At 69.6% G+C, this 23,314-nt stretch carries 28 protein-coding genes; 15 read left to right on the top strand and 13 right to left on the bottom strand.

Features of this window, described 5'->3' with window-relative positions; all coding sequences use genetic code 11:
- Window positions 1-89: 89 nt before the first annotated feature.
- The 5 genes from GTO19_RS06805 to GTO19_RS06825 all read right to left on the bottom strand — a co-directional run bounded on the left by GTO19_RS06805 (window position 90) and on the right by GTO19_RS06825 (window position 5,848).
- On the bottom strand, window positions 90-1,076 hold the full coding sequence (locus GTO19_RS06805; protein ID WP_291019516.1) for a transketolase C-terminal domain-containing protein: 987 nt from the start codon (window positions 1,074-1,076) through the stop codon (window positions 90-92).
- Window positions 1,067-2,059 carry a thiamine pyrophosphate-dependent dehydrogenase E1 component subunit alpha gene (locus GTO19_RS06810; protein WP_291019519.1) on the bottom strand — a complete coding sequence of 331 codons (993 nt, stop codon included), beginning with the start codon at window positions 2,057-2,059 and terminating at the stop codon, window positions 1,067-1,069. The genes GTO19_RS06805 and GTO19_RS06810 overlap by 10 nt, the downstream gene beginning before the upstream one ends.
- An 8-nt stretch (window positions 2,060-2,067) precedes the next feature.
- Window positions 2,068-3,948 (bottom strand): TRAP transporter large permease subunit, encoded by a 1,881-nt coding sequence (locus tag GTO19_RS06815; protein WP_291019521.1) that lies wholly within the window; start codon window positions 3,946-3,948, stop codon window positions 2,068-2,070.
- Between the two features lies 1 nt (window position 3,949).
- Window positions 3,950-4,966 (bottom strand): TRAP transporter substrate-binding protein, encoded by a 1,017-nt coding sequence (locus GTO19_RS06820; protein ID WP_291019523.1) that lies wholly within the window; start codon window positions 4,964-4,966, stop codon window positions 3,950-3,952.
- A gap of 69 nt (window positions 4,967-5,035) precedes the next feature.
- Window positions 5,036-5,848 carry an SDR family NAD(P)-dependent oxidoreductase gene (locus GTO19_RS06825; RefSeq protein ID WP_291019525.1) on the bottom strand — a complete coding sequence of 271 codons (813 nt, stop codon included), beginning with the start codon at window positions 5,846-5,848 and terminating at the stop codon, window positions 5,036-5,038.
- 146 nt (window positions 5,849-5,994) lie between these two features.
- Here GTO19_RS06825 and GTO19_RS06830 point away from each other — a divergent pair, with 146 nt between their 5' ends.
- Window positions 5,995-6,798: an IclR family transcriptional regulator gene (locus GTO19_RS06830; protein ID WP_291019528.1), complete on the top strand. Its 804-nt coding sequence runs from the start codon at window positions 5,995-5,997 to the stop codon at window positions 6,796-6,798.
- Here GTO19_RS06830 and GTO19_RS06835 read toward each other — a convergent pair.
- Entirely contained in the window at window positions 6,761-7,354 is a 594-nt protein-coding gene (locus tag GTO19_RS06835) for a hypothetical protein (RefSeq protein ID WP_291019531.1), read from the bottom strand. The genes GTO19_RS06830 and GTO19_RS06835 overlap by 38 nt on opposite strands.
- A 133-nt stretch (window positions 7,355-7,487) precedes the next feature.
- Here GTO19_RS06835 and GTO19_RS06840 point away from each other — a divergent pair, with 133 nt between their 5' ends.
- The 6 genes from GTO19_RS06840 (at window position 7,488) to GTO19_RS06865 (ending at window position 11,692) form a co-directional block, all read left to right on the top strand.
- Entirely contained in the window at window positions 7,488-7,748 is a 261-nt protein-coding gene (locus GTO19_RS06840) for a ParD-like family protein (RefSeq protein WP_291019534.1), read from the top strand.
- Entirely contained in the window at window positions 7,748-8,539 is a 792-nt protein-coding gene (gene map / locus GTO19_RS06845; protein WP_291019537.1) for a type I methionyl aminopeptidase, read from the top strand. The genes GTO19_RS06840 and map overlap by 1 nt, the downstream gene beginning before the upstream one ends.
- Window positions 8,540-8,583: 44 nt before the next feature.
- Window positions 8,584-9,804 (top strand): helix-turn-helix domain-containing protein, encoded by a 1,221-nt coding sequence (locus GTO19_RS06850; RefSeq protein ID WP_291019539.1) that lies wholly within the window; start codon window positions 8,584-8,586, stop codon window positions 9,802-9,804.
- 45 nt (window positions 9,805-9,849) lie between these two features.
- A complete protein-coding gene (locus GTO19_RS06855; RefSeq protein ID WP_291019541.1) occupies window positions 9,850-10,506 on the top strand; it encodes a PQQ-binding-like beta-propeller repeat protein in 657 nt (218 codons plus the stop codon).
- 14 nt (window positions 10,507-10,520) lie between these two features.
- Window positions 10,521-11,288, top strand: coding sequence for a thioredoxin family protein (locus GTO19_RS06860; RefSeq protein WP_291019544.1), 768 nt, complete (start codon window positions 10,521-10,523; stop codon window positions 11,286-11,288).
- A 188-nt stretch (window positions 11,289-11,476) separates the two neighbouring features.
- Window positions 11,477-11,692, top strand: coding sequence for a hypothetical protein (locus tag GTO19_RS06865; RefSeq protein ID WP_291019546.1), 216 nt, complete (start codon window positions 11,477-11,479; stop codon window positions 11,690-11,692).
- Window positions 11,693-11,695: 3 nt separating this feature from the next.
- Here the strand turns inward: GTO19_RS06865 and GTO19_RS06870 are convergent, their stop codons facing one another.
- Both GTO19_RS06870 and GTO19_RS06875 read right to left on the bottom strand, forming a co-directional pair.
- Complete coding sequence (locus GTO19_RS06870) at window positions 11,696-11,929, bottom strand: hypothetical protein (protein ID WP_291019548.1); 234 nt, start codon at window positions 11,927-11,929, stop codon at window positions 11,696-11,698.
- Window positions 11,930-12,005: 76 nt separating this feature from the next.
- Window positions 12,006-12,563: an NADPH-dependent FMN reductase gene (locus tag GTO19_RS06875; protein ID WP_291019550.1), complete on the bottom strand. Its 558-nt coding sequence runs from the start codon at window positions 12,561-12,563 to the stop codon at window positions 12,006-12,008.
- A gap of 188 nt (window positions 12,564-12,751) precedes the next feature.
- On the opposite strand from GTO19_RS06875, the gene GTO19_RS06880 reads away from it, so the two are divergent.
- From GTO19_RS06880 to GTO19_RS06890, 3 genes are read left to right on the top strand one after another with little or no spacing between them, the layout of a single operon-like run.
- A complete protein-coding gene (locus tag GTO19_RS06880) occupies window positions 12,752-12,862 on the top strand; it encodes a DUF1272 domain-containing protein (protein WP_291019551.1) in 111 nt (36 codons plus the stop codon).
- Window positions 12,863-12,873: 11 nt separating this feature from the next.
- Window positions 12,874-13,269: a VOC family protein gene (locus GTO19_RS06885; protein WP_291019554.1), complete on the top strand. Its 396-nt coding sequence runs from the start codon at window positions 12,874-12,876 to the stop codon at window positions 13,267-13,269.
- Window positions 13,270-13,293: 24 nt separating this feature from the next.
- A complete protein-coding gene (locus GTO19_RS06890; RefSeq protein WP_291019557.1) occupies window positions 13,294-13,959 on the top strand; it encodes a LysE family translocator in 666 nt (221 codons plus the stop codon).
- Between the two features lie 71 nt (window positions 13,960-14,030).
- Here GTO19_RS06890 and crcB read toward each other — a convergent pair whose 3' ends face one another.
- The 5 genes from crcB to GTO19_RS06915 all read right to left on the bottom strand — a co-directional run bounded on the left by crcB (window position 14,031) and on the right by GTO19_RS06915 (window position 18,338).
- Window positions 14,031-14,396 carry a fluoride efflux transporter CrcB gene (gene crcB, locus GTO19_RS06895; RefSeq protein WP_291019558.1) on the bottom strand — a complete coding sequence of 122 codons (366 nt, stop codon included), beginning with the start codon at window positions 14,394-14,396 and terminating at the stop codon, window positions 14,031-14,033.
- A gap of 2 nt (window positions 14,397-14,398) precedes the next feature.
- A complete protein-coding gene (locus GTO19_RS06900; protein ID WP_291019561.1) occupies window positions 14,399-15,391 on the bottom strand; it encodes a recombination-associated protein RdgC in 993 nt (330 codons plus the stop codon).
- Between the two features lie 77 nt (window positions 15,392-15,468).
- Complete coding sequence (locus tag GTO19_RS06905) at window positions 15,469-16,764, bottom strand: TRAP transporter large permease (RefSeq protein WP_291019564.1); 1,296 nt, start codon at window positions 16,762-16,764, stop codon at window positions 15,469-15,471.
- Window positions 16,757-17,260: a TRAP transporter small permease gene (locus GTO19_RS06910; RefSeq protein WP_291019567.1), complete on the bottom strand. Its 504-nt coding sequence runs from the start codon at window positions 17,258-17,260 to the stop codon at window positions 16,757-16,759. The genes GTO19_RS06905 and GTO19_RS06910 overlap by 8 nt, the downstream gene beginning before the upstream one ends.
- A 112-nt stretch (window positions 17,261-17,372) precedes the next feature.
- Window positions 17,373-18,338, bottom strand: coding sequence for a TRAP transporter substrate-binding protein (locus GTO19_RS06915; protein ID WP_291019570.1), 966 nt, complete (start codon window positions 18,336-18,338; stop codon window positions 17,373-17,375).
- Between the two features lie 91 nt (window positions 18,339-18,429).
- Here GTO19_RS06915 and GTO19_RS06920 point away from each other — a divergent pair, with 91 nt between their 5' ends.
- The 5 genes from GTO19_RS06920 to GTO19_RS06940 all read left to right on the top strand — a co-directional run bounded on the left by GTO19_RS06920 (window position 18,430) and on the right by GTO19_RS06940 (window position 23,232).
- Window positions 18,430-19,401, top strand: a complete 972-nt coding sequence (locus GTO19_RS06920) for a LysR family transcriptional regulator (protein WP_291019573.1) — start codon at window positions 18,430-18,432, stop codon at window positions 19,399-19,401.
- 152 nt (window positions 19,402-19,553) lie between these two features.
- Entirely contained in the window at window positions 19,554-20,339 is a 786-nt protein-coding gene (locus tag GTO19_RS06925; protein ID WP_291020124.1) for a putative hydro-lyase, read from the top strand.
- Window positions 20,336-21,304 (top strand): TRAP transporter substrate-binding protein, encoded by a 969-nt coding sequence (locus GTO19_RS06930; protein WP_291019576.1) that lies wholly within the window; start codon window positions 20,336-20,338, stop codon window positions 21,302-21,304. The genes GTO19_RS06925 and GTO19_RS06930 overlap by 4 nt, the downstream gene beginning before the upstream one ends.
- A 100-nt stretch (window positions 21,305-21,404) precedes the next feature.
- Complete coding sequence (locus GTO19_RS06935) at window positions 21,405-21,911, top strand: TRAP transporter small permease (protein ID WP_291019579.1); 507 nt, start codon at window positions 21,405-21,407, stop codon at window positions 21,909-21,911.
- Window positions 21,912-21,933: 22 nt separating this feature from the next.
- The gene (locus tag GTO19_RS06940; protein ID WP_291019580.1) at window positions 21,934-23,232 is read left to right on the top strand and encodes a TRAP transporter large permease; all 1,299 of its coding nucleotides are present in this window, start codon (window positions 21,934-21,936) and stop codon (window positions 23,230-23,232) included.
- Window positions 23,233-23,314 lie beyond the last annotated feature (82 nt).

Here is a 23,314-nt window from a genome sequence, read left to right on the forward strand (position 1 = left end):
TCGCGACCGTCTTGCCCTTGATGAGGGACAGGTCGCAGTCCTTGTCGTAGAAAACTTTCATGGTCTTGTTGCTGGTGAGAGGGAAGGGATCAGGCGGCCGTTGCCTGCGGGGCGTCGGCCATCAGGGACAACGCCGCCTCGACGACGGCGTCGGAAGACACGCGGGCCACGGATTCGAGCCGCGTGGCGTAGCCCACGGGAATGCGCGGCGCGCCCAGGCGGCCGATGCGGCAACCCGTGGCCTGTGCGGCGGTGGCGGCCACCTCGGCGCCGAAACCGGCGGCCTGCACGGCGTCGTGCACCACCAGCAGGCGGCGCGTGCGCGCGCAATCGGCCAGCACGGCCTCGCGGTCCCAGGGCCACAGGGTGCCCAGGTCGATGACGCTGGCGCGCACGCCCTGCGCGGCGAGAGCGTCGGCGGCTTTAGACGCGGTGTGCACGGCCGCAGACCAGCTCACGAGCGTGAGGTCGTCGCCGCGCCGCAGCAGGTTCGCGCGGCCGGGCGTGGCGGTCAGCGTGTCGTCGACCTCGCCCTCCAGGCCCCAGAGCTCCTTGTTCTCCATGTAGATCACCGGGTCCTCGCCGCGCAGGGCCTGGGTGAGCATGCTGAAGTTGTCCTGCGGTGTCGCGGGGCACATCACCACCACGCCGGGCAGGTGGGCGAACCAGGCCTCCAGGCTTTGCGAGTGCTGCGCGGCCGAGTTGGACCAGAAGCCGATGGGCAGGCGCATCACCAGTGGCACGCGGCCCTGGCCGCCGAACATGTAGCGGATCTTGGCGGCCTGGTTGACGATCTCGTCCATGGCGCAGAGCGCGAAGTCGACCACGCGCATTTCCACCACAGGACGCATGCCGACGAGCGCCATGCCCACGCCGGCGCCGACGATGGTGGCTTCGGAAATGGGCGTGTCGATGATCCGATCGGGGCCGAAGGCGGCCTGCAGGCCCTTGTACTGCTGGAAGATGCCGCCGCGGCCCACGTCTTCGCCCAGCACCACCACGCGCGGGTCGGCGCGCATGGCGGTGCTCAGGGCGCGCACGGCGGCGTCGGCGTAGGTGGTGCGGATCAGTGCCATGCGCCGGCTCCGGTGGTCTGGATGTCGGTGAAGGCCGCGGCCGGATCGGGCGCGGGCGAGGCGTCGGCGAAGGCGACGGCGTCGTCGATCTCGGCGCGCACCTCGGCGTCGATGGCGTCGAGCTGCGCGAGCGTGGCGCCGCCGGCCAGGGCGGCTTCGCGCGCTCGGCGCAGCGGGTCCGCATCGATGGCGCCTTGCAGGTCGTTCGGGTCGCGGTAGCCCTGGGTGTCCACCGACACGTGGCCGCGCACGCGCCAGGTGAGGGCGTGCAGCAGCTGCGGGCCTTCGCCCGCGTGGATCTTGGCGACCAGGCGGCCGGCCGCGGCGTGCACGGCTTGCACGTCGTTGCCGTCGGCCGTTTCACCGGGCACGCCCAGCGCCGCCGCGCGCGCGGCCACGCCAGGGCCGGCGCTCAGGCCGGCGGTAGCGGTGGTGGCGGAGTAGCGGTTGTCCTCGCAGACGAAAAGCACCGGCAGCTTGAAGACGGCCGCCCAGTTGAGTGCTTCCAGGAACGGCCCGCGGTTGGTGGCGCCGTCGCCGAAGAAGCAGGCCACCAGGTGCGGCTTGCCTTGCAGTTTGAGCGCCTGCGCCGCGCCGCAGGCGATGGGCAGGCCGGCGGTGACGACGCCATTGGCGCCCAGCATGCCGACCGAAAAATCGGCGATGTGCATGGAGCCGCCCTTGCCGCCGTTGCTGCCACCGGCGCGGCCGAACAACTCGGCCATCATGCGGCGCATGTCGCCGCCCTTGGCCAGGGTGTGACCGTGGCCTCGGTGCGTGCTGGTGAGCAGGTCCTCGCGGCTCAGGTGGGCGCACACGCCGGCGGCCACGGCTTCCTGCCCGATGGACAGGTGCAGCGGGCCGCGCACCTTGGCGCGCTCGTCCACCTTGGCGCCGAGCACGCCCACGCCACCCTGGCTGGCCACTTCGGCCGCGAGTTCGAAGGCGCGGATGCGCGCCATGGTTCGGTACAGATCGATCATGGGCGCGCTCACAAGACCATGGTGGTGATGCCCGGCACGGCCGCGATGATCAGCACGCCCACGAGCAGCGCGACCAAGTACGGCCAGATGGCGCCGATGACTTCGTCGGGCGGCGCGTCGCCGATGCGGCAGGCGATGTAGAAGCCCACGCCGATGGGGGGCATCATCAGGCCGATGTTCATGGCGCAGACGATGACCATGGCGTAGTGCACGTCGTTGATGCCCAGCTTGTGCGCGATGGGGAACATGATGGGCGCCAGCAGCAGCACGGCGGGCAGGCCTTCCAGCAGACAGCCCAGGGCCACGAAGACCACGATGGTGACCGCCATGAAGCCGACCCAGCCGCCCGGCAGCGTGGTCATGAAGCCCGAGAGTTGCTGCACCACGCCGCTTTGCGTGATGGACCAGGCCATGGCCGAGGCCGCGCCCAGCACCAGCAGCACCACGCCGGACAGCGCGGCGGTTTCCACCAGCATGTCGTAGAACTTGCGCAGGCCGATGCCGCCGTACATCACCTGGCCCACGAACAGCGCGTAGACCACGGCGACGGTGGAGACCTCGGTGGCGGTGGCCACGCCTTCGCCCACCGCCGCGCGGATGAGGAAGGGCAGCACCAGCGCGGGCGCGGCGATGAGCAGGAAGCGGCGCACCAGCGACAGCGGCGCGCGCTTCGCGTCGTGCATGTCTTCGTTGCGGGCCTTCCAGCGCGCCAGCACCAGCAGCACGGCCAGCAGCACCATGGCGATGACGAAGCCGGCCTGGAACAGGCCCGCGATGGACACGCCGGCCACCGCGCCCAGCACGATGAGCACGATGCTCGGCGGCACGGTGTCGGCCATGGCGGCGCCGGTGGCCAGCAGGGCCACCATCTCGCGCGGCTTGTGGCCGCGGCGCTTCATCTCGGGAAAGAGGGCGGGGGCCACGGTGGCCATGTCGGACACCTTGGAGCCCGAGATGCCCGAGACGATGAACAGCGAGCCCAGCAGCACGTAGGACATGCCGGCCTTGACGTGGCCGAGCAGGGAGCCGAGGAAGTCGACGATGGCCTTGCCCATGCCGGTCGCATCGAGAATGCAGCCCAGCAGCACGAAGATGGGCACCGAGACCAGCACCAGGCTGGACATGCCTTCGTCCATGCGCCCGATGACGACGGTGAGCGGCACGTGCGTGGTGAAGGCCAGGTAACACACCGCGCCCACGCCGAAGCAGAAGGCGATGGGCACGCCCGCCACCAGGCAGATGGCGGCAAAGCCGATGAGGAAGAAGCCGATGTTGGCGGCGCCCAGCTTCATGAGCTGCGGCGAGAAATGCCAGCACAGGCCCGCGACGGCGCCAACCAGCAGGGCGGCGAGCAGGAGATCGGCCTTGCGCGCGGAGCGCCCCGCGTACAACACCACGAGGGCCAGCATGACGGCGAAGCCGAAGCCGATGGAGCTGACGCGAAAGGTGTTGGGCAAATCCAGCGCGGGCGTGTGGATGAACCACTCGTCCTTCGCGTAGTCGATGGCCGGGCCGATGAGGGCGAGCAGCACTGCCGCGATGGCCACCAGCGCGAAGGCGTGCACGAACTCGCGCAGGCGCTGCGGCAGCAGGTCGACGAACAGGCCCAGGCGCAGGTGTTCGTTGCGGTGCACGGCGATGGCCGCGCCCAGCATGGTGAGCCAGATGAAGGAGATGGAGACGACCTCGTCCGACCACACCAGCGACTGGTTGAACACGTAGCGCGAGACCACGCCCACCAGCAGCAGCACCGTGATGACCAGCATCAGCAGGGCCGACGCCGCCTCCAGCGGCTTGAGCCAGAGCGGGCTGCGGCGGGTGTCGTGAAGGACGGTGCCCTTGTAGGCACCGTCGGCGTCGGCGGAGGTGCCGGCGATGAGTTCGGTCATGTCAGCCCAGCTTGCCGGTGTACTTCTCCATCACCGCCCAGGCCTCGTCGCCGAACTTGCCCTTCCACTCGGCGTAGAAGCCGGCGCTGCGCAGCTTGTCGCGGAAGGGCGCGGTGTTGGGCGAGTTGAAGACGATGCCCTTGGCCGTGAGGTCCTTCTGCAGCGTGGCTTCGTTGGCGGCCACGTCGGCGCGCTCCTTCACGGCGGCGGCGTTGATGTGCTTGGCGACGATGTCGCGCACGTCGGGCGGCAGGCGGTCCCAGGCGCGGCGGTTGATCAGCGTCCAGAAGCCGTCCCACATGTGGTTGGTGAGCGAGCAGTACTTCTGCACCTCGTACAGCTTGAAGTTGGAGATGACCGCGAACGGGTTCTCCTGACCGTCGGCCACCTTGGTCTGCAGGGCGGTGTACATCTCGGACGCGTTGATCGAGATCGGCGAGGAGCCGAAGGCCTTGAACATGGAGGTCCACATCGGCGAGACGGGCACGCGGATCTTGAAGCCCTCGAAGTCGGCCGGCGTGTTGATGGGCTTGGTGGAGGTGGTGGTCTGGCGGAAGCCGTTGTCCCAGATCTTCTCGAGCGCGACCAGGTTGGCCTTGGCGATCTGCGCGCGGATGTAGGCGCCGACGTCGCCGTCCATGGCCTTCCACACGGTGTCGTAGTTGGGGAAGGCGAAGCCCAGGCCGTTGAGCGCGGCCGGCGTCACCAGGGTGGACAGGATGAGGCCGGAGAGGTTGAACATCTCCACGCCGCCCGAGCGCAACTGGCTCAGCGTGTCGGTGTCGGAGCCGAGCTGGTTGCTGGGGAAGAGCTGGATGTCCATGCGGCCATTGGTTTCCTTCCTGATGGCCTCCACCGCTTCCTTGGCGCGCACGTTCATGGGGTGCTGCGGCGGCTGGTTGTTGGCGTACTTGAAGGTGAACTCGGCGCTCTGGCCATAGGCCAGCTTCAGCGGCGCGGCGACGCTGGCCGCGGTGATGCCCGTGGCCTTGATGAGGGTGCGGCGGGAAATCGTCATGGTGTGTCTCCTCTGGTTGGGGTGCTGGCTCGGGGGAAAGGGGGTGCGCGCTTCACGCCGTCTGCGGCATCAGGCGGCCTGCGGCGTGGCGGCGGGGATGTCGAACAACTGGCGCATGTACAGGCCGCTGGCAAGGTAGCCGCCGTCGACGCCGAGCGTCTGGCCGGTGACGAAGCTGGCCTGTTCGGAGGCGAAGAAGACCGCCGCGGCGGACACCTCGGCCGGCGAGCAGAAGCGGTGCATGGGGCAGACGTCGAGGTAGGTGTTGGCCTTGGAGCTGCCGTGCAGCGAGCGGATCATGGGCGTGTCCACGAAGCCGGGCGCGATGGCGTTGACGGTGATGCCCTGCTCGGCGACCTCGATGGCGAACTGGCCCGTCATGGCGATGAGCGCGGCCTTGGAGCTGCCATAGGCCAGGCGCCCCGTGCCCGCGCGCACGCCGCTGATGGAGGAGACGTTGACGATGCGGCCCCAGCGCTGGCGCTTCATGCCGGGCAGCACGGCCTGCGTGAGCAGCATGGGCGCGGTGAGGTTGATGGCCAGCGTGGTGTTCCACTGCGCCAGCGAGACCTCGTCGTGCGGCTGGGTGGAGACCACGCCCGCGTTGTTGATGAGGATGTCCACGCGCGGGAAGCGGCGCATGAGCGCGGCCATGGTGCGTTCGATGGCCTCGGCGTCGGCCAGGTCGGCCACGAAGGCCTCGGCCTGGCCGCCGGCATCGCGAATGCCTTGCGCGGCCTGCTCGGCCGCGGGGCCATTGCGGTCCACGATGCAGACCGTGGCGCCCTGTTGCGCCAGGTCTTGCGCGATCTGCAAACCGATGCCGCTGGCGGCGCCTGTGACCAGGGCCACGCGCCCGCCGTGCTGATTGGGGTTGTCCATCTCGCCCTTGTGAGGTTGAATGTCCAGAATGTGAATCGATTGGCCAATGTTCGCAGCACAACCCGGCGCTGCGTCAGAGGAAAACCCTGAATCGCTCCGCAAAAGCGGTTCACTATGTGGTCCGCGTTTTGCGGGTTTTCACCGAGATGAACGCACCCGAAGCACCGCCCGGCGAAACCGCTGGCGCGCAGACCCTGAGAAGGGGACTGGGCATCCTCAAGCTGCTGGCGCGCCACCAGCCCGAGGGGCTGCGCATTGGCGAGATCGGGCGCCGGCTGGGCCTGAGCAAGGCCACGGCCGTGCGGCTGACGCACACGCTGGCGGACGAGCGCTTCGTGGTGCACGACGCGGCGAGCCGCTGCTACCGGCTGGGACCGGAGTCCTTCGTGGTGGGACTGGCGGCCGAGCCCAGCTACTCGCTTCAGCGCCTGGCCACGGCCTCGCTGCGCGCCCTGGCGCTGGAGACCGGCGACTGGGTGTTCTTCTCGGTGGTGCAGGGGCTGGAGGCGATCTGCCTCTCACGCGAGACGGGGCATGGCCCCATTCCCAGCGACGCGCTGCGCCTGGGCGACCGCCACCCGCTGGGCGTGGGCGCGGGCGGGCTGGCGATTCTGGCGGCACTGCCCGACGACGAGGTGGAGAACGCGCTGCGGGTGAATGAGGCCTACATCGACGAGCACTTCCCGAAGTCGCCGGTGGCGGTGATCCGCCACCTGGTGGCCGAGACGCGCGAGCGCGGCTACGCGGTGATCCCGGGCATCGTGGTGCCGGGCTACTGGGCGCTGGGGGTGCCGCTGCTGCAGCGCGACGGTCGGCCGGTGGGTGCGATCGTGCTGGTGGCGAGCGAGTCGCGCCTGCACCCCACGCGGCGTGCGGCGCTGGGGGAGCGCATGCTCAACATCAGCCGCGAGCTCATGAGCCGGGCGGCGCAGGCGTCGCAGGCGGCGTGACGCCCCCAGGCTCCGCCGGCTCCAGCAGGCTGCGCGGCGGGTTGCGCTTCATCTCGTCCGCGAAGGTCACCTGCTCGGGGCTCATGCACTCGTCCGCCACGCGGCGGCCGAGTTTCTGGCTCATGAGCATGGACTTGTTGCCCAGTTGCAGCCAGAGTGCGCCGCGCTTCGGGTCTTCCAGGCGGATGGCGCCGGTGCGGCTTTCCACCGGGTGCATGTAGTAGCGCGTCTGGCGCGGCTTGTCGACCTGCACGAAGAAGAAGCCCTGACGCCTGGCGGGGGTGATCTCCACGGCCGCGCCGAGCTCGCAAGGGATCTTGCCCACGTACACGCGCTGCGCCACCGCGAGATCGGCCTCGGTGAGCGAGACGCTGCTGTCTTCCTCGATCGGCGTCACCTCTTCCACGGCCTTGGCAGCGGAGCGCTTGAGCGGCGCGCGCTTCTTGGTGGGCTCCTGGGCGGTGCTGGCGGGCTTGGGGTTGGTGGTTTGCGCAAGCACCGCCACCGGCGGGCAAGCGAGGGCGCTGAGGGCGAGGGCAAGGGGCAGAAGTTTCATCGGCTCGGATCGGAAGTCGGCGTCCAGTCTGCCCGCCCGGGCGCGGTTCCTGTGTTCCCAGATGTTGATCTCGTCTGAGGGTGTATCGGCTGGGGTCTATATAATCCGTATACGTTTCATATATTGATTGACCATGGGCATCGTGAAGATTTCCGACCAGATGCACGAGAACCTGCGCGTGGCGGGCAATGCGCTCAGCCGCTCCATCAACGCCCAGGCCGAGCACTGGATGCGTGTGGGCATGCTGGCCGAAATGCACCCGGGCCTGGACCACCAGGCCATCTGCCAGATGCTGGTGCGCGCCGAGCTCGACGGGGGGCTGGACATCACGGTGGCTGTGGCGCCCGCCGACAAGGGGCGCAAGCCGCGCGCGCCGTCCAACGGAAAACGCTGATGGCCCGCGGCATCACCATCAAGTCCGCCGAGGACATCGCGAAGGCGCGGCGCGCGGGCCAACTGGCCGCCGAGGTGTTGAGCGTCGTCGCGCCCCACGTGAAGCCGGGCGTGAGCACGGAGGCGCTCGACCGCATCTGCCACGAGCACATCGTGAACGTGCAGCGCGCCGTTCCCGCCAACCTGGGCTACCACGGCTACCCCAAGACCATCCTCACCTCCGTCAACCAGGTGGTGTGCCACGGCATTCCGTCGCCGGACAAGATCCTGAAGAAGGGCGACATCGTCAACATCGACGTGGCCGTCAACGAGGACGGCTGGTTCGGTGACACCAGCCGCATGTTCTTCGTCGGCGAGCCGGGCGTGCTGGCGCGGCGCCTGGTGGAGACGACCTACGAAGCCATGTGCGCGGGCATCCGGCAGGTGCGGCCCGGGGCGACGCTGGGCGACATCGGGCACGCCATCCAGACGGTGGCGCAGCGCGAGCGTTTCAGCGTGGTGCGCGAGTACTGCGGGCACGGCATCGGGCAGGTCTACCACGAGAAGCCGGACGTGCTGCACTACGGACAGCGCGGCGAAGGGCTCAGGCTGGAGGCGGGGATGGTCTTCACCATCGAGCCCATGCTCAACGCAGGCCTGCGCGACACGCGCACCCTGGCCGACGGCTGGACGGTGGTGACCAAAGACCGCTCGCTGTCGGCGCAGTGGGAGCACATGGTGGCGGTGACGGCCGAGGGGTGCGAGGTGTTGACGCACTGGCCGGACGGGCTGGGGGGTTACGCGCCGGTGTGATCGTCGGACGGAGGTGAGGCCGAGGCCGCTAAGCTACGCCGCCCATGGACTCCCTCATCGCCGCCGCCGCCCGCGCGCTCGCCACGGGTGACCCGCTGGCCGCGCTGCAGCGCGTGGCGCTGCGCGAGGACCCGCCCGCACTGGCGCTGCGCGGCATCGCGATGGCGCAGCTGGGCGAGTACGCGCGCGCCCGCGAGTTGCTGCGCCGCGCGGGCAAGGGCTTCGGGCCGCACGAGGCGCTGGCGCGCGCGCGCTGTGCGGTGGCCGAGGCGGAGGTGGCGCTGGCGCTGCGCGAGTTGAGCGGCTCGCCGCGCGCGTTGATGGCCGCCGCGAAGACCCTGGCCGCGCGCGGCGACCAGGCCAATGCCTGGCAGGCGCACCTGATCGCGGCGCGCTGGCAACTGCTGATGGGCCGGCTCGATCAGGCGGCCGAGCAACTGGAACCCTTGAACGGACAGGCCCTGCCGCCACTGCTGGCCGCCGTCGCCCACCTCATGTCGGCCGAGCTGGCCTTGCGTTCGCTGCTCACCGGCCCCGCGCGCCAGGCCTTGGTGCGCGCGAAGCAGGCCGCCGAGCGGGCGGGTGTGCCCGCGTTGCAGGCCGAGGTGGGCGAGGCGCGCGCGGCACTGGAGCGCCCGGCCGCGCGCCGCGTGGGACCGGGTGGGGAACAGGTGCTGCGCCTGGACGAGGTGGAGGCCTTGCTGGCCTCGCGCGCGCTGGTGGTGGACGCCTGCCGGCGCGGCTTGAGCGCGGGCGCCGCGTGGCAGTCGCTGGCGGGGCGCCCGGTGCTGTTCACGCTGGCGCTGGCACTGGCCGAGGCCTGGCCCGGCGACGTGGACCGCCAGGCGCTCATCGCGCGCGCGTTTCGCACCCGACACCCCGACGAGACCCACCGCGCGCGCCTGCGCGTGGAGATCGGCCGCCTGCGCGCGCTGGCCGCCGAGGTGGCGGACATCGAGGCCACACCGCGTGGCTTCCAGCTCGTGCCGCGCGACGAGCGGCCCGTCATCGTGCTGGCGCCGCCCATCGATGGCGAGCAGGCCGCGCTGCAGGCCCTGCTGTCGGATGGCGCGGCCTGGTCCACCTCGGCGCTGGCCCTGGCGCTGGGCGCGAGCCAGCGCACCGTGCAACGCGCCCTGGCCGAGCTGCAGGAACAAGGCCGCGTGCGCGCCATCGGCCAGGCCCGCGCGCGCCGCTGGCTGGCGCCACCGCTGGCGGGATTCACGACGATCTTGTTACTCCCCGCTTCGCTGCCGCTTGACTAGAGTGCACCTCAAGGCGCCGCGTGTGGCGCCCACAAGGAGCACCGGATGAACAGCAAGCCAACGATCCAGACCGCCGAGGTCGTGCGCGAGTACGGCCCCTTCGACGGCGCCACCAACGTGCACGGCGTGAGCTACGACGGCCGCCATGTGTGGGCCGCCACCGGCCCGCGCCTCGTGGCCTTCGACCCCGCCAGCGGCGCGACCGTGCGCCGCGTCGAACTGCCCGGCGACGCGGGTACCGCCTTCGACGGCAAGCACCTCTACCAGATCGCCGAGTCGCGCATCGACAGGATCGACCCGGCCACGGGGAAGGTGCTCGGCTCCATTCCCGCGCCGGGCAATGGCTACGACTCGGGCCTCACCTGGGCCGAAGGCAGCCTGTGGGTGGGCCAGTACCGCGACCGCAAGATCCACCAGATCGACCCCGAGACGGGGGCGATCCGCCGCACCATCGAATCGAACCGCTTCGTCACCGGCGTGACCTGGGTGGACGGCGAGCTGTGGCACGGCACCTGGGAGGCCGACGAGAGCGAGCTGCGCCGCATCGACCCCGCCAGTGGCGAGGTGCTGCAGCGCCTGCGCATGCCGGCGGGCGAGGGCGTGAGCGGGCTGGAGTCCGACGGCGCCGACCTCTTCTATTGCGGCGGTGGCGGCAGCGGCAAGGTGCGCGCCGTTCGCCGGCCGAAGTCCCTTCAATCCTGAAACAGGCGCTTCACATGAACCCGACCACCACCATCACCCCCACCGTTACCGACCGCGAACAATGGCTCGAGCAGCGCCTGGCGCTGCTGGAGCGCGAGAAGGCGTTGAGCCGTTTGAGCGACGAGCTCACCGAGGCGCGCCGCGCGCTGCCCTGGGTGCGCATGGACAAGCGCTACGTGTTCGACACGCCCCACGGCCCGCGCGCACTCGCCGATCTGTTCGAGGGCCGCAGCCAGTTGCTGGTGCAGCACTTCATGTTGGGCCCGGGCTGGGCGCAGGGCTGCCGCAGCTGCTCGTACATGGCCGACCACACCGAGGGCATGCTGCCCCACCTGGCCGCGCGCGACGTGGCCTTCGTGGCGGTCTCGCGCGCGCCGCTGGAGGAGATCGAGCGCTTCCGCCAGCGCATGGGCTGGCACTTCCGCTGGGTGTCCTCGAACGGCAGCGACTTCAACCGCGACTTCGGCGTGAGCTTCACGCCGGCCGAGGTGGCCGCGCAGTCCATGCACTACAACTACGCGCAACGGCCCTATGCCAACGACGAGATGCCCGGCGTGAGCGTGTTCGCGAAAAACGGCGCGGGCGAGGTGTTCCACACCTATTCGACCTACGGGCGCGGCGTGGAAGTGATGATGGGCACCTACCGGATGCTGGACCTCACCCCGGGCGGGCGCCGCGAGGAGGGGCTGGACGACACCATGAGCTGGGTGCGGCACCACGACCGGTACGAGGCCGCTGCGGTGGTGAAAGGAGCTTCGTCGTGCTGCGGCTCGCACGCCTGACGGTGCTGCTGGTGCTGGCGCACCTGGGCTGCGCCAGCCAGGCCCTGGTGCCCGCCTTGCTGCCGCTGTGCCTGGGCGTGGTCTGAACCCAAGGCGCAGGCCGTGGGCGGGAACGCCGTTTGCAGGCAGGGGCCTCGCCCCTGATCGGCTGGCCGGTGCGGCTTGCGGGCGGTGAAGGAGAGCCAAGCATGCAGCAGCGAAACGACCCGAAGGCCAAGGAAGAGGGGCGGCCCGCAGGCCCCGCCCGCGAGCCGCTCAGCGACGAGGCGCGTCGCCTGCGCCAACAGTCGCGAGACGCCCTGGACAACGTGCGCGAAGGGCTCGAGCGCCCGATCGACGATTCGCCTGACCGGCCTGCGCCGGATCGGGTGAGGGCGCCCCGCAAGGGCCCGGGCACGGGTTGATTCTCAGGCCCGGTCCTGCAGCTCGGTCACGCCCGATTCGCGCGCGCAGTGGGCGCAGCAGAAGATGCGCTCACCGTCCTGCACACCGTGGCCGATGATGCGGCACTGGCAATGGGCGCAGGTGGGCGCGCAGGCGTGGATGGCGCACTCGAAGCTGTCGACCGTGACGGTCTTGTCCTGCGTGACGATCTGGAAGGAGCGGTCGTAGTTGTTGCCGCAAACGTCGCATCGGGCCATGGGGTTCTCCTGAAGGGGTGGTCGATCGCCGCCGCGGCAATCGACATACCCATCACCGGCGCGGGCGCCGGCCGATTCAGGAGGACTTGTGCGCCGCCACGAACTCTGCGAAGGCCTTCATGTACTTGCGCAGGAATTCCTCGGTGCTGGCGTCGGTGCAGGCGCCGTCCTCGGTGAACAGGCCCTTCTTGAACTGCAGGTAGACCTCGGGCTGCAGCAATTGCGGCATGTCCAGGTAGTTGAGCACGCCGCGCAGGTGCGCCTGGCCCAGCGCGGTGCCAATGGCGCCCACGGAGGCCCCGACCACGCCCGCCGGCTTGCGCGCGAAGGCGCTCTTGCCGTAGGGCCGCGAGCCCCAATCGATGGCGTTCTTGAGCACGCCCGGGATGGAGCGGTTGTACTCGGGCGTGACGAAGAGCAGGGCGTCGGCGTCGGCGATGGCCTGCTTGAAGGCCGTCGCGGCGGGCGGAAAGTTCGCGTCCAGGTCGTAGTTGTAGAAGGGAAGGTCCTTGATGGGGATTTCGGTCAGGGTGAGCTCGGCCGGTGCGAGCTTGACCAGGGCCTTGCTGAGCTGGCGGTTGATGGAAGCGCTGGCGATGCTGCCGATGATGATGCCGACCTTGTGCTGGGCCATTGGGTTTCTCCTGTGGTTTGCCGGGACGGGCCATTGTTGGCCGATGGACAAACCCGACCGGACGATGGGGGCACGACGCGTGCCCGATCCCCTCATCCGCGTGGGGCCGCCGTGTCGTCGCAGCGATGCTTCTTGCTCGCAGTCGTCCTACACTGGCCGCTCCGTCCGCGACCTGCCGAGGCTCACCCATGCTCCAACTGCGCCCCAACGGCGAGTGCTGCAACATCGTCCTGCCGCCCGATGCCCGCAACGCCCGCATCTGCTCTTTCAAGCCGCAGGGCTGCGCGGCGTCGGCCTGAACAGGGGCGCCATGTTCTCCCACATCCACGTCGGCGTCAGCGACTTCGACCGTGCGCTGGCGTTCTACCGCCGACTCATGCCCGTGCTCGGCATCCGCGAACGCTTCTGCGAGCCCGAGCGTCCCTGGGCGGGCTGGCAGTCCGAGCCGGGGCCACGCCCGCTGTTCCTCATTGGCCGGCCACACGACGCGCAAGCCCACGCCGTTGGCAATGGGCAGATGGCGGCCTTCCTGGCCGACAGTCGCGACACCGTGGACCGTGCGCACGCCGTGGCGCTGGCCAGTGGCGGCCGCTGCGAAGGCCCGCCGGGCCCGCGCCCCGAGTACCACGCCCACTACTATGGCGCCTACTTCCGCGACACGGAGGGCAACAAGCTCTGCGTGGTCTGCCATCAAGCACCCGCTTGAACGCCGCCCCTCAAGGAGACACCCATGCCCGACTTCCTTCCCCCCTGGCCGCTGCTGCTGGCCTTCGTCGCCGCCGCGCTGGTGCTGGCCATCACGCCGGGCCCTGCCGTGCTCTACATCGTCACCCGCACGCTGTCCCAAGGCCGCACCGCCGGGCTGGCCTCGGTGGCCGGCGTGGCGCTGGGCAACCTGATGAACGCGGCGGTGGCCTCGCTGGGGCTGGCGGTGGTGCTGCTGGCGTCGGAGCTGGCGTTCGCGCTGATCCGTTACGCGGGCGCGGCTTACCTGGTGTGGCTGGGTGTGCAGGCGCTGCGCGCGCCACGCGCCAGCGCCACGCCGGACGCGCCCACCGCCGTGGCGGCGTGGCGCGTGTTCCGCGAGGGCGCGGTCGTGGCGCTGCTCAACCCCAAGACCACGCTGTTCTTTGCGGCCTTCCTGCCGCAGTTCATCGACCCGGCGCGCGGTGCGACCGCGCAGGCGCTGAGCCTGAGCGCGCTGTTCGTGGGCATCGCCGCCTGCAGCGACATCGCCTACGTGCTGCTGTCGCGCGCCGTGGCGCGCCGCTGGCGGCCGGGCCGCGCGGGCGTGCGCTGGGGGCGCTACGCCACGGCGGGGATCTATTTCAGCCTGGGCGCCCTGGCGGCGTGGACACCATCGTCGACGTCGAAGGCACCGCGGGTTTCACCGTGACACCTGGGGGAGGGCGCACGCATGAGACCCCCTTGGGCGGTCGGTCGACGTGAGCCCGGCAGCCGCACGCCTCAGCCCAGCGTCTTGAGCCCCAGCCAGGTGAGCAGCAGCGAACCGAGCAAGTGCAATGAGGCCACGCCCAGCGCCAGCGCCAGCCGCCCCTGCTGCAGCAGCGTGATCACCTCGACGGAGAAGGTGGAGAAGGTGGTGAGCGCGCCCAGCAGGCCGGTGACGATGGCCAGGCGCCACACCGGGTCGAGGTGCGGGTTGGCGTGGAACAACGCCACGGCCAGGCCGATGGCGTAGGCGCCGACCCAGTTGGCCGCCAGCGTGCCCCAGGGCAGCAGGCTGTGCGGCTGGCTCAGCCACAGGCCCAGGCGCCAGCGCAGCAGCGCGCCGACGCAGGCACCCAGGCAGATGGCGAGCACCGAGGCCATGCTCAGAACGGCGCGCCGTCGCCGGCGCTGGCCGCAGCGGTGTCAGGCGCCGGGGTGGCACCGGCCGGTGCGGGCTCGTGGCCGGGCACCTGGCCCGGCTGCAGTTCGCCACCCAGCGCGGCGATCAGGGCGTCGAGCACGCCGCGCAGTTCGCCGGTGCCGATGGCGACGTTGCTGTCGAAGGTTTCCTCGTCGTTCGCCGCGCGGTCTTCGAACACGCCTTCCAGGAAGTTGATCTTCTTGAGGGCCATGCTCTCGGTGAGCGTGAAGCCGACGCGGCCCTCCCAGTTGAGCGCCAGGCGCACCGGCAGCTTGCCTTCGGCGATGTGGCGGCGCACCTCGTCGTTGAAGAGGTGGTGGCGGGTGAACTTCACCACCGACTTCTCTTCGTCGCTGGAGCGCAGCTCGCAGTCGCGCTCCACGGCCAGGCCTTCGGGCCATTCTTCGGCGTCGGTGACGCTGAGCCATCGGGTCATGGCGGCCTGGGGCGTCACCTGGGTGTTGAAGAGTGTGATGACCAGGCCGTCGAAGGCGCGCACCAGCGCGGTGATGAGGTCGTCGACCTTGCCCTGGCTGCTGGCGTCGGTGGCGAGCCAGCCGCGCTCGGGGTCGATCCAGACCCACAGGCTCTGCTGGCGCGCGAAGGCCTGGGGCAAGAGCGAGAGCAGGGCGTCCTCGCGCAGGGCCTTGGTTTCCTTCTTGCCGGGCTTGCGGCCGGTGGTGGCCTCGATGTGGTCAGCCGCTTCCTGCGCCTTGCGGCGCACCACGGCGCCGGGAACGGACTTGGTTTCGATCTGCAGTTTGAGGATGCGCTGGCCGGCGATGGCTTCCACCAGCGGGCCGTGGGCTTCGCCGCGCGGCTCCACCCAGCCGACGGATTTGTCCTGCGTGGCGGGGCAGGGCACGAAGCGCGCGCTGTCGAGGGCCTTCTCCATCGCATCGAGACTGGGCGCCCAGCCGGGGCCGATGCGGTAGAGCGTGAGGTTCTTGAACACGAAAAGGGGTCTCCGGAAAAACAAACCCCGCTCGCGGGAAACGCGGGCGGGGTGGGCATCTTAGTGGCTTCGCGTACCTACATCTTCGAGGGCATCCAGGTGACCAGACCGGGAAACCAGTAGAGCAGCAGCACCGCCACCACCATGATGAGGAAGTAGGGCAGGCAGGCCACTGCGATCCAGGTGATCTCGCGCTTCGTCATGCCCTGCAGCACGAAGAGGTTGAAGCCGACGGGCGGGGTGATCTGCGCCATCTCGACCACGATGACGATGAAGATGCCGAACCAGATGAGGTCGATCCCGGCGGCGGTGACGGTGGGCAGGATCACGCCCATGGTGAGCACGATCATGGAGATGCCGTCGAGGAAGCAGCCGAGCACGATGTAGAACACGGCCAGCGCGATGAGCAGCATGCCGGGCGTGAGGCCCAGGCCGCCGACCCATTCGGCCAGGTGGCGCGGCAGGCCGATGTAGCCCATGGACAGCGTGAGGAAGGCCGCGCCCGCGAGGATCAGCGCGATCATGCAGTACAGCCGCGTGGCGCCCAGCAGCGAGTCGCGAAAGCTCACCCAGTTGAGCGAGCCCTGCGAGGCCGAGAGGATGAGCGCGCCCACCACGCCGATGGCCGCCGCCTCGGTGGCGGTGGCGATGCCGCTGTAGATGGCGCCGATGACGCTGCCGATGAGCAGCACCACCGGGATGAGGTGGCGCGCCTCGCGCAGCTTCTGGCCGAAGCTCAGGCTGGCGTCGGCGCTGGGCACCTTGGCGGGGTTCATCAGCGCCCACACCATGATCGAGCCACTGAACAGGGCCGCGAGCAGGACGCCCGGGATGACGCCCGCGACGAAGAGCTTGGCGATGGACACCTCGGCCGCCACGCCGTAGACGATCATGATGATCGAGGGCGGGATCAGCAGGCCCAGGGTGCTGGCGCCACCGAGCGAACCCACGATCTTCTCGGGCGGGTAGCCGCGGCGCGTGAGCTCGGGAATGGTCATCTTGCCGATGGTGGCGCAGGTGGCCGCCGACGAACCCGAGACCGCCGCGAAGATGGTGCTGCCCAGGATGTTGGTGTGCAGCAGCCGCCCCGGCAGGGCGTTCACCCAGGGCGCCAGGCCCTTGAACATGCTCTCCGAGAGCTTGGTGCGAAAGAGGATCTCGCCCATCCACACGAACAGCGGCAGCGCGGTGAGCGTCCAGCTGCTGGCCGAGCCCCAGATGGTGAGCGCCATGGCGTCGCCCGCGGGGCGCGAGGAGAACAGCTCCATGCCGATCCAGGCCACGCCGGCGAGCGTGAGACCGATCCACACGCCACTGCCCAGCAGGGCGAACAGGGCCACGATGAGCAACGTGGTGACGATGAACTCATTCATGGCGCGTGTCCCCTTCGGCGCGCACGCGCTGGCCGCGCCACTCCAGCACCCACTCGTCGAGCAGCGCAATGAGCAGCACCGTGCAGCCGATGCCCATGAGGAGCTGCGGGATCCACAAGGGCGTGGCGTCGGCGGCGGTGGAGATGTCGTGGAAGGAGTGGGACTGCCACACCAGGCGCCAGGAATACCAGGCCAGCGCGCCGCTCATGAGAACGGCCACCGACAGCGCCCACAGTTCCATGCCACGCCGCGCGCCGCCGGTGAGCTTGCCGATGATCAGCGTGACGCGGATGTGTTCGTTGTGCTTGAGCGTGTGGGCCAACGCGAGGAAACCGGCACCCGCCATGGCGTAGCCCGCGTAGGCGTCGGTGCCCGGCACGTAGAAGCCGACGAGGCGGCTCACGATGGACAGCAGCACCATCGCGAGCACGCCGATCATGAAGAGCGCGGCCAGCCAGCCCGCGCCGAGGTACAGAACATCAAGTGATTTGCGCATTCAAGACTTCCGAGGCGCACCAACCATCGCAACCCAGGGCACCGCGGAACTGGCTTCGCCAGGCCGCAGGTGCCGCCCCCTTGAGGGGGTCGCGCGAAGCGCGGCGGGGGTGTTACTTCCTATACGCGTCGATCAGTTGCTGCCCTTCGGGGCCGGCCTTGCCCAGCCATTCCTGCAGCATGGTGGCGCCCACCTTCTGCAGGTCGGCCTTGAGTGCGGCCGAAGGCGGCTCCACCGTCATGCCGTTGGCCTTGAGCGTGGCCAGCGTGTCGGTGTTGACCTTCTCGGAGGCGGCCCAGCCGCGGGCCTCGGCGTCGGCGGCCGCTTTCATGAGCGCGTCCTGCGTGGCCTTGTCGAGCGCGTCGAAGGCCTTCTTGTTGGCGATGACGGCGTTCTTGGGCAGCCAGGCCTGCACGTCGTAGTAGAACTTCAGGTGCTCGTAGAGCTTGCTGTCCACGCCGGTGGCGCCCGAGGTCATGTTGTTCTCGACCACGCCGGTGGCCAGGGCCTGCGAGAGCTCGGCGGCCTGCACGGTGACGGGCTGCGCGCCCACCAGTTCGGCGATGCGCGAGGTGGCCGGGCTGTAGGCGCGCCACTTGCTGCCTTTCAGATCGGCCGCGCTGGCCACGGGCTTCTTGCTGTACAGGCCCTGCGGCGGCCAGGCCACGGCGTAGAGCAGCACCATGCCCTGTTCGGCCAGCTTCTTCTGCAGGATGGGCTTCTGCGCCGCGTAGAGCTTCTTCGATTCGGCGTAGCTGGTGGCCAGGAAGGGGATGCCGTCGGCGCCGAACATCTGCCATTCGTTCTGGTAGGCCGTGAGCAGGATCTCGCCCACTTGGGCTTGTCCGCCTTGCACCGCGCGCTTGATCTCGGGCGCCTTGAAGAGCGAGGCACCGGGGTGCACCGTGATCTTGAGCTTGCCTCCCGTGGCCTTGTCGACGTCGCTGGCGAAGCTGGCAAGATTGACCGAGTGGAAATTGGTGGCCGGGTAGGCGGCGGGCAGGTCCCAGGCGGTCTGGGCCTGGGCACCGGCGCTCAGTGCGAAGGCCGCACTGGCCAGGGCAAGCTTGAATTTCATGGTCGCTCCAGAAAGTTGAACGGATGACAAAGACGGGCAGCATAGTTGCAAAAGCCGGGCCAGGCCCGTCCGTATTTCCCCGGAGGCCGGCATGAACCTGCGCTTCGTGGAAGCCTTCTATTGGGTGGCCACCCTCAAGAGCGTGACGCGCGCGGCCGAGAAGCTCTTCCTCACGCAGTCGGCCATGTCCAGCCGCATCGCCGCGCTGGAGGAGGAGTTGGGCGTGCTGCTGCTGGACCGGCGCGACAAGCAGTTCCGGCTGACCATGGCCGGCACGCGTTTCCTGGTCTACGCGCAGCGACTGCTGGAGCTGCAGCGCGAGGCCAAGGCCGAGATGGGCTCGGGCGATGCGCTGGCGGTGTCGCTGCGCATCGGCGCCATCGAATCGGTGCTGCACTCGTGGCTGATCCCGTGGATGGAACAACTGCGCACCGAGAACCCGGCCCTGGAGCTGGAGTTGTCGGTGGAGACCACGCCCGTTCTGATCGAGCAGATGCGCCGCGGCACGCAGGACCTGGTGTTCACGGCACTGCCGGCCACCAGCGACGGCGTGCGCTCGCGCGCCTTGCCGTCGATGGAGATGGTCTTCGTGGGCAGCGCGAGCCTGCACCGGCGGCGGCGCTACACGCTGGCGGAACTGGCCGAACTGGAGTTGTTGACCTTCCAGCGCGGCTCGCTGCCGCACGTGGCGCTGCTCGAGCTGTTCCGCGCGGCGCGTGTGGAGCCCCGGCGCGTGCACACCATCTCCTCGGTATCGGCCATGCTGCAGATGGCGCAGGGGGGATTCGGCGTGGCCACCCTGCCGCGCGAGGCCGTGCGCCACCTGTTCGTGGTGGCCGATCTGCGCGAGCTGCCCTGCGACGCGCCGCTGCAGCCCCTGCCCATTCACGCCAGCTACCGCAGCGACCCCTCCGCGCAGGCGGTGGAGACGGTGATGCGTTCGGCGCAGGCGTTCGTCGAAGCGTGGAGCGGGGCGCGGGAAAGCACCGCATTGGGGCGGCGGCGCGCCAGAACACCCCAACAAGCGCCCCAAGGCAAGGCATCGAAAAAATCGATGAGCTGAGCAAGAAAATTTGCGTTTGTGGTGGGGCGACGCACTGACCACAATCCGGCCCCAATGTGACAGGCCCGTCACAAACGCAAGGACCGGAGGCAGACGACGTGGGATTCCTGGACGATCTGGCCACGCGCCGCATCGATGCGGACGCGCAGGCCCTGGCACGCCGCGTGCGCGGCACCATCCGCCGCGGCGAATGGACGCGCCACACCAGCGGCCTGGCCGACGAACTGGTGCAGGGCAACGTGGTGATCCTGCCCCGGGCGCTGGCGGATGACTTCCTGCTGTTCTGCCAGCGCAACCCCAAACCCTGCCCGCTGCTGGCGGTGGGCCAGCCCGGCGATCCGTCGCTGCCCGGCCTCGGCGAGGGCATCGACATCCGCAGCGACCTGCCGCGCTACCGCGTGTGGCGCGACGGAGAACTGGTCGAGGAACCCACCGACATCGCCAGCCTGTGGCGCGAGGACCTCGTCACCTTCGTGATCGGCTGCTCCTTCTCGTTCGAGCAGGCCCTGATGGACGCCGGCATGCGCCTGCGCCACGTGGACGAAGGCCGCAACGTGGCCATGTACCGCACGAACCTGGCCACCGCGCCGGCGGGCCCGTTTGCGGGCCCCATGGTGGTGAGCATGCGCCCGCTCAAGGCCGCCGACGCGGCGCGCGCGGTGGCGATCACCTCGCGCTTTCCCGACGTGCACGGCGCACCCGTGCACGTGGGCGACCCGGCGGCCATCGGCATCGAGGACCTCTCGCGCCCCGACTACGGCGACGCGGTGAAGGTGCTGCCCGACGAGCTGCCCGTGTTCTGGGCCTGTGGCGTGACGCCCCAGGCGGCGATCGCCCAGGCCCGCCCCGCGTTCTGCATCACGCACGCCCCCGGCGCGATGCTGATCACCGACCTTCTCAACCAGCAACTCGCAAGCGAACAAGGAGAGCGACCATGATCAAGACGGCAATCGGCCTGTGCGCCCTGGCCCTGGCCGGTGCGGCCCAGGCCCAGACCAAGTGGGACCTGCCCAGCGGCTACGGCGGCAACACCTTCCAGGTGCAGAACCTGCAGCAGTTCGCCAACGACGTGGAGAAAGCCACGGGCGGCAAGCTCAAGATCACCCTGCACCCGGGTGGCTCGCTCTACAAGGCCAACGAGATCAAGCGCGCCGTGCAGACGGCGCAAACGCCGATCGGCGAGTTCATCCTGTCGGGCGCGGCCAATGAGAACCCGCTGTTCGGCGTGGATTCGGTGCCCTTCCTGGCCACCGGCTACGCGGACGCGCGCCGCCTGTACAACGCGTCCCGTGGCGCGCAGGAAAAGCTGCTGGCCCAGCAGGGCCTGAAGGTGCTGTTCTCGGTGCCCTGGCCGGGGCAGTCGCTGTACTCCATCAAGCCCGTGAACTACGCAGCCGATCTGGCGGGCACCAAGATGCGCGCCTACAACCCGGCCACCACGCGCATCGCGCAACTGCTCAAGGCACAGCCGGTGACGATCCAGCTCGCGGAACTGCCGCAGGCTCTGGCCACGGGCGCGGTGCAGAACTTCCTCACCTCCAGCGCCAGCGGCGTGGAGAGCAAGCTGCACGAGCAGGTGAAGCACTTCTACCCGGTGTCGGCCTGGCTGCCGCGCAACGTGACGGTGGTCAACCTCAAGGACTTCAACGCCCTGGACAAGGCGACGCAGGACGCGCTGACCAAGGCCGCGGCCGAGGCCGAAACCCGCGGCTGGGCCCTGAGCGAGAAGCTGGACAGCGAGTACATCGGGCAGCTCAAGGCGGCGGGCATGTCGATCAACCAGCCCAACGACGACGTGAAGAAGGCCCTGGCGGCCATCGGCGAGACCATGACCGCTGAGTGGATCAAGGCCGCGGGCCCCGAGGGCCAGGCCATCGTCGACGCGTACCGCAAGCAGCCGTAATCCGTTCGCCGCGCACGGCGGGGCCCGGCCCGCGCAGGCCGCCTCGCCCCGCCGATCGCGCTTCCTTTCTCATCCTGTTGAACCGATGCCGGAGGGCACGATGGATGCGTTCGTCCGTACCGTTCACCGCTGGCTGCTGGCGCTCTCCTGCGTGGGCATGCTCGCGGCCTTCACCACCGTGTCCCTGGGCATCCTGGCGCGCCTCTTGCGCTGGGACATCCCGGGGCTGGATGCCTACGCGGGCTACGCCATCGCGGCCTCGCTGTTTCTGGCGCTGCCGGCCACCTTGCTGCGGGGCGAGCACATCCGCGTGACCCTGGTGCTGGAGCGTCTGCCCGCCCGGGGGCGCGCCGCGCTGGAATGGTGGTGCCTGCTCGCCGGCACGGCGCTCTCGCTCTACCTGAGCTGGTACGCGGCGCGCCTGGTGTGGGTGTCGCACATCACGCACGACGTCTCGCCCGCGGCGGACGTGACGCCGCTGTGGATTCCGCAGACCGCCATGGCCGTGGGCTGCCTGGGCCTCACGCTGGCCTTCTTGCAAGCCGTGCTGCACCGCTGGCACGGCGCCGACCTGCTGGCGCCGGGCACGGCCGCCCGCACCGAGTGAACCCCTTGAAGGAGCCGGACCCATGGAAGCCCTGATCGCCTTGACCCTCATCGTGCTCTTGTTCGCCGTGCTCGGATCGGGCCTGTGGATCGGCCTGTCGCTGCTGGGCGTGGCACTGGTGGGCATGGAGCTGTTCACCCAGCGCCCGGTGGGCGACAGCATGGCGCTCACGGTGTGGGGCTCTACCTCGAGCTGGACCCTGACCGCGCTGCCGCTGTTCCTGTGGATGGGCGAGATCCTGTTCCGCAGCAAGCTGTCCAACGACATGTTCAAGGGACTGGCGCCCTGGCTCAACTGGCTGCCCGGGCGGCTGCTGCACACCAACGTGGTGGGCTGCACCATCTTCGCGGCGATCTCGGGTTCCTCGGCGGCCACCTGCGCCACCATCGGCAAGATCACGCTGCCCGAGTTGAAGAAACGCGGCTACCCGGACGCGCAAGCCATCGGCACCCTGGCGGGCGCGGGCACGCTGGGCCTGTTGATCCCCCCTTCGATCATCATGATCGTCTATGGCGTGGCGGCCAACGTGTCCATCGCCAAGCTGTTCCTGGCCGGGGTCATCCCGGGGCTGATGCTGGCCGCGCTGTTCAGCGGCTACATCGTGGTGTGGTCGCTGCTCAACCGCGAGCGCCTGCCGGGCAAGGAGCCCGCGACGAGCCTGCGCGAGAAGCTGCACGCCTCGCGCCACCTGATCCCCGTGGTCACGCTCATCGCGCTGGTGCTGGGCGGCATCTACAGCGGCATCGCCACCGCCACCGAAGCGGCGGCGCTGGGGGTGGCCGGGTCGCTGCTTCTGTCGCGCCTGGAGGGCTCGCTGGACTGGGCGAGCTTTCGGGAGGGCCTGGTCGCGGCCTGCCGCACCTACTGCATGATCGGCCTGATCCTGGCGGGCGCGGCCTTCCTGACGCTGGCCATGGGCTTCATCGGCCTGCCGCGCCAGGTGGCCGAGTTCATCGGCGCGCTGCAGCTCTCGCCCTTCGCCCTCATGCTGCTGCTGGTGGTGTTCTTCATCGTGCTCGGCTGCTTCCTGGACGGCATCTCCATGGTGGTGCTGACCATCGCCGTGCTGCTGCCCACGGTGCAGGCGGCCGGCTTCGACCTGATCTGGTTCGGCATCTTCATCGTGCTGGTGGTGGAGATGGCGCAGATCACGCCGCCGGTGGGCTTCAACCTCTTCGTGCTGCAGGGCCTCACGCAGCGCGAGGTGACCTGGATCGCGCGCACGGCGCTGCCGCTGTTCGTGCTGATGATGGCCGCTGTGCTGTTGACCTATGTGGTGCCGGGCGTGGCGCTGTGGCTGCCCTCGCACATGCAGGGCTGAGCACCGCAGGGGCACGCGACTCGCTACGATCCGCGGGACGCCTCCACCGCGGGGAACCGGCTTTTCCTTTCATTCCTTCCTC

It is taken from the genome of Hydrogenophaga sp., from assembly GCF_011772445.1.
Taxonomy (GTDB): Bacteria; Pseudomonadota; Gammaproteobacteria; order Burkholderiales; family Burkholderiaceae_C; genus Hydrogenophaga.

Bases quoted from the DNA above. Each gene is read 5' to 3' on its own strand.
- GTO19_RS06805 (WP_291019516.1), bottom strand. From the start codon at position 1,076: ATGGCACTGATCCGCACCACCTACGCCGACGCCGCCGTGCGCGCCCTG.
- GTO19_RS06810 (WP_291019519.1), bottom strand. From the start codon at position 2,059: ATGATCGATCTGTACCGAACCATGGCGCGCATCCGCGCCTTCGAACTC.
- GTO19_RS06815 (WP_291019521.1), bottom strand. From the start codon at position 3,948: ATGACCGAACTCATCGCCGGCACCTCCGCCGACGCCGACGGTGCCTAC.
- GTO19_RS06820 (WP_291019523.1), bottom strand. From the start codon at position 4,966: ATGACGATTTCCCGCCGCACCCTCATCAAGGCCACGGGCATCACCGCG.
- GTO19_RS06825 (WP_291019525.1), bottom strand. From the start codon at position 5,848: ATGGACAACCCCAATCAGCACGGCGGGCGCGTGGCCCTGGTCACAGGC.
- GTO19_RS06830 (WP_291019528.1), top strand. From the start codon at position 5,995: ATGAACGCACCCGAAGCACCGCCCGGCGAAACCGCTGGCGCGCAGACC.
- GTO19_RS06835 (WP_291019531.1), bottom strand. From the start codon at position 7,354: ATGAAACTTCTGCCCCTTGCCCTCGCCCTCAGCGCCCTCGCTTGCCCG.
- GTO19_RS06840 (WP_291019534.1), top strand. From the start codon at position 7,488: ATGGGCATCGTGAAGATTTCCGACCAGATGCACGAGAACCTGCGCGTG.
- map (WP_291019537.1), top strand. From the start codon at position 7,748: ATGGCCCGCGGCATCACCATCAAGTCCGCCGAGGACATCGCGAAGGCG.
- GTO19_RS06850 (WP_291019539.1), top strand. From the start codon at position 8,584: ATGGACTCCCTCATCGCCGCCGCCGCCCGCGCGCTCGCCACGGGTGAC.
- GTO19_RS06855 (WP_291019541.1), top strand. From the start codon at position 9,850: ATGAACAGCAAGCCAACGATCCAGACCGCCGAGGTCGTGCGCGAGTAC.
- GTO19_RS06860 (WP_291019544.1), top strand. From the start codon at position 10,521: ATGAACCCGACCACCACCATCACCCCCACCGTTACCGACCGCGAACAA.
- GTO19_RS06865 (WP_291019546.1), top strand. From the start codon at position 11,477: ATGCAGCAGCGAAACGACCCGAAGGCCAAGGAAGAGGGGCGGCCCGCA.
- GTO19_RS06870 (WP_291019548.1), bottom strand. From the start codon at position 11,929: ATGGCCCGATGCGACGTTTGCGGCAACAACTACGACCGCTCCTTCCAG.
- GTO19_RS06875 (WP_291019550.1), bottom strand. From the start codon at position 12,563: ATGGCCCAGCACAAGGTCGGCATCATCATCGGCAGCATCGCCAGCGCT.
- GTO19_RS06880 (WP_291019551.1), top strand. From the start codon at position 12,752: ATGCTCCAACTGCGCCCCAACGGCGAGTGCTGCAACATCGTCCTGCCG.
- GTO19_RS06885 (WP_291019554.1), top strand. From the start codon at position 12,874: ATGTTCTCCCACATCCACGTCGGCGTCAGCGACTTCGACCGTGCGCTG.
- GTO19_RS06890 (WP_291019557.1), top strand. From the start codon at position 13,294: ATGCCCGACTTCCTTCCCCCCTGGCCGCTGCTGCTGGCCTTCGTCGCC.
- crcB (WP_291019558.1), bottom strand. From the start codon at position 14,396: ATGGCCTCGGTGCTCGCCATCTGCCTGGGTGCCTGCGTCGGCGCGCTG.
- GTO19_RS06905 (WP_291019564.1), bottom strand. From the start codon at position 16,764: ATGAATGAGTTCATCGTCACCACGTTGCTCATCGTGGCCCTGTTCGCC.
- GTO19_RS06910 (WP_291019567.1), bottom strand. From the start codon at position 17,260: ATGCGCAAATCACTTGATGTTCTGTACCTCGGCGCGGGCTGGCTGGCC.
- GTO19_RS06915 (WP_291019570.1), bottom strand. From the start codon at position 18,338: ATGAAATTCAAGCTTGCCCTGGCCAGTGCGGCCTTCGCACTGAGCGCC.
- GTO19_RS06920 (WP_291019573.1), top strand. From the start codon at position 18,430: ATGAACCTGCGCTTCGTGGAAGCCTTCTATTGGGTGGCCACCCTCAAG.
- GTO19_RS06930 (WP_291019576.1), top strand. From the start codon at position 20,336: ATGATCAAGACGGCAATCGGCCTGTGCGCCCTGGCCCTGGCCGGTGCG.
- GTO19_RS06935 (WP_291019579.1), top strand. From the start codon at position 21,405: ATGGATGCGTTCGTCCGTACCGTTCACCGCTGGCTGCTGGCGCTCTCC.
- GTO19_RS06940 (WP_291019580.1), top strand. From the start codon at position 21,934: ATGGAAGCCCTGATCGCCTTGACCCTCATCGTGCTCTTGTTCGCCGTG.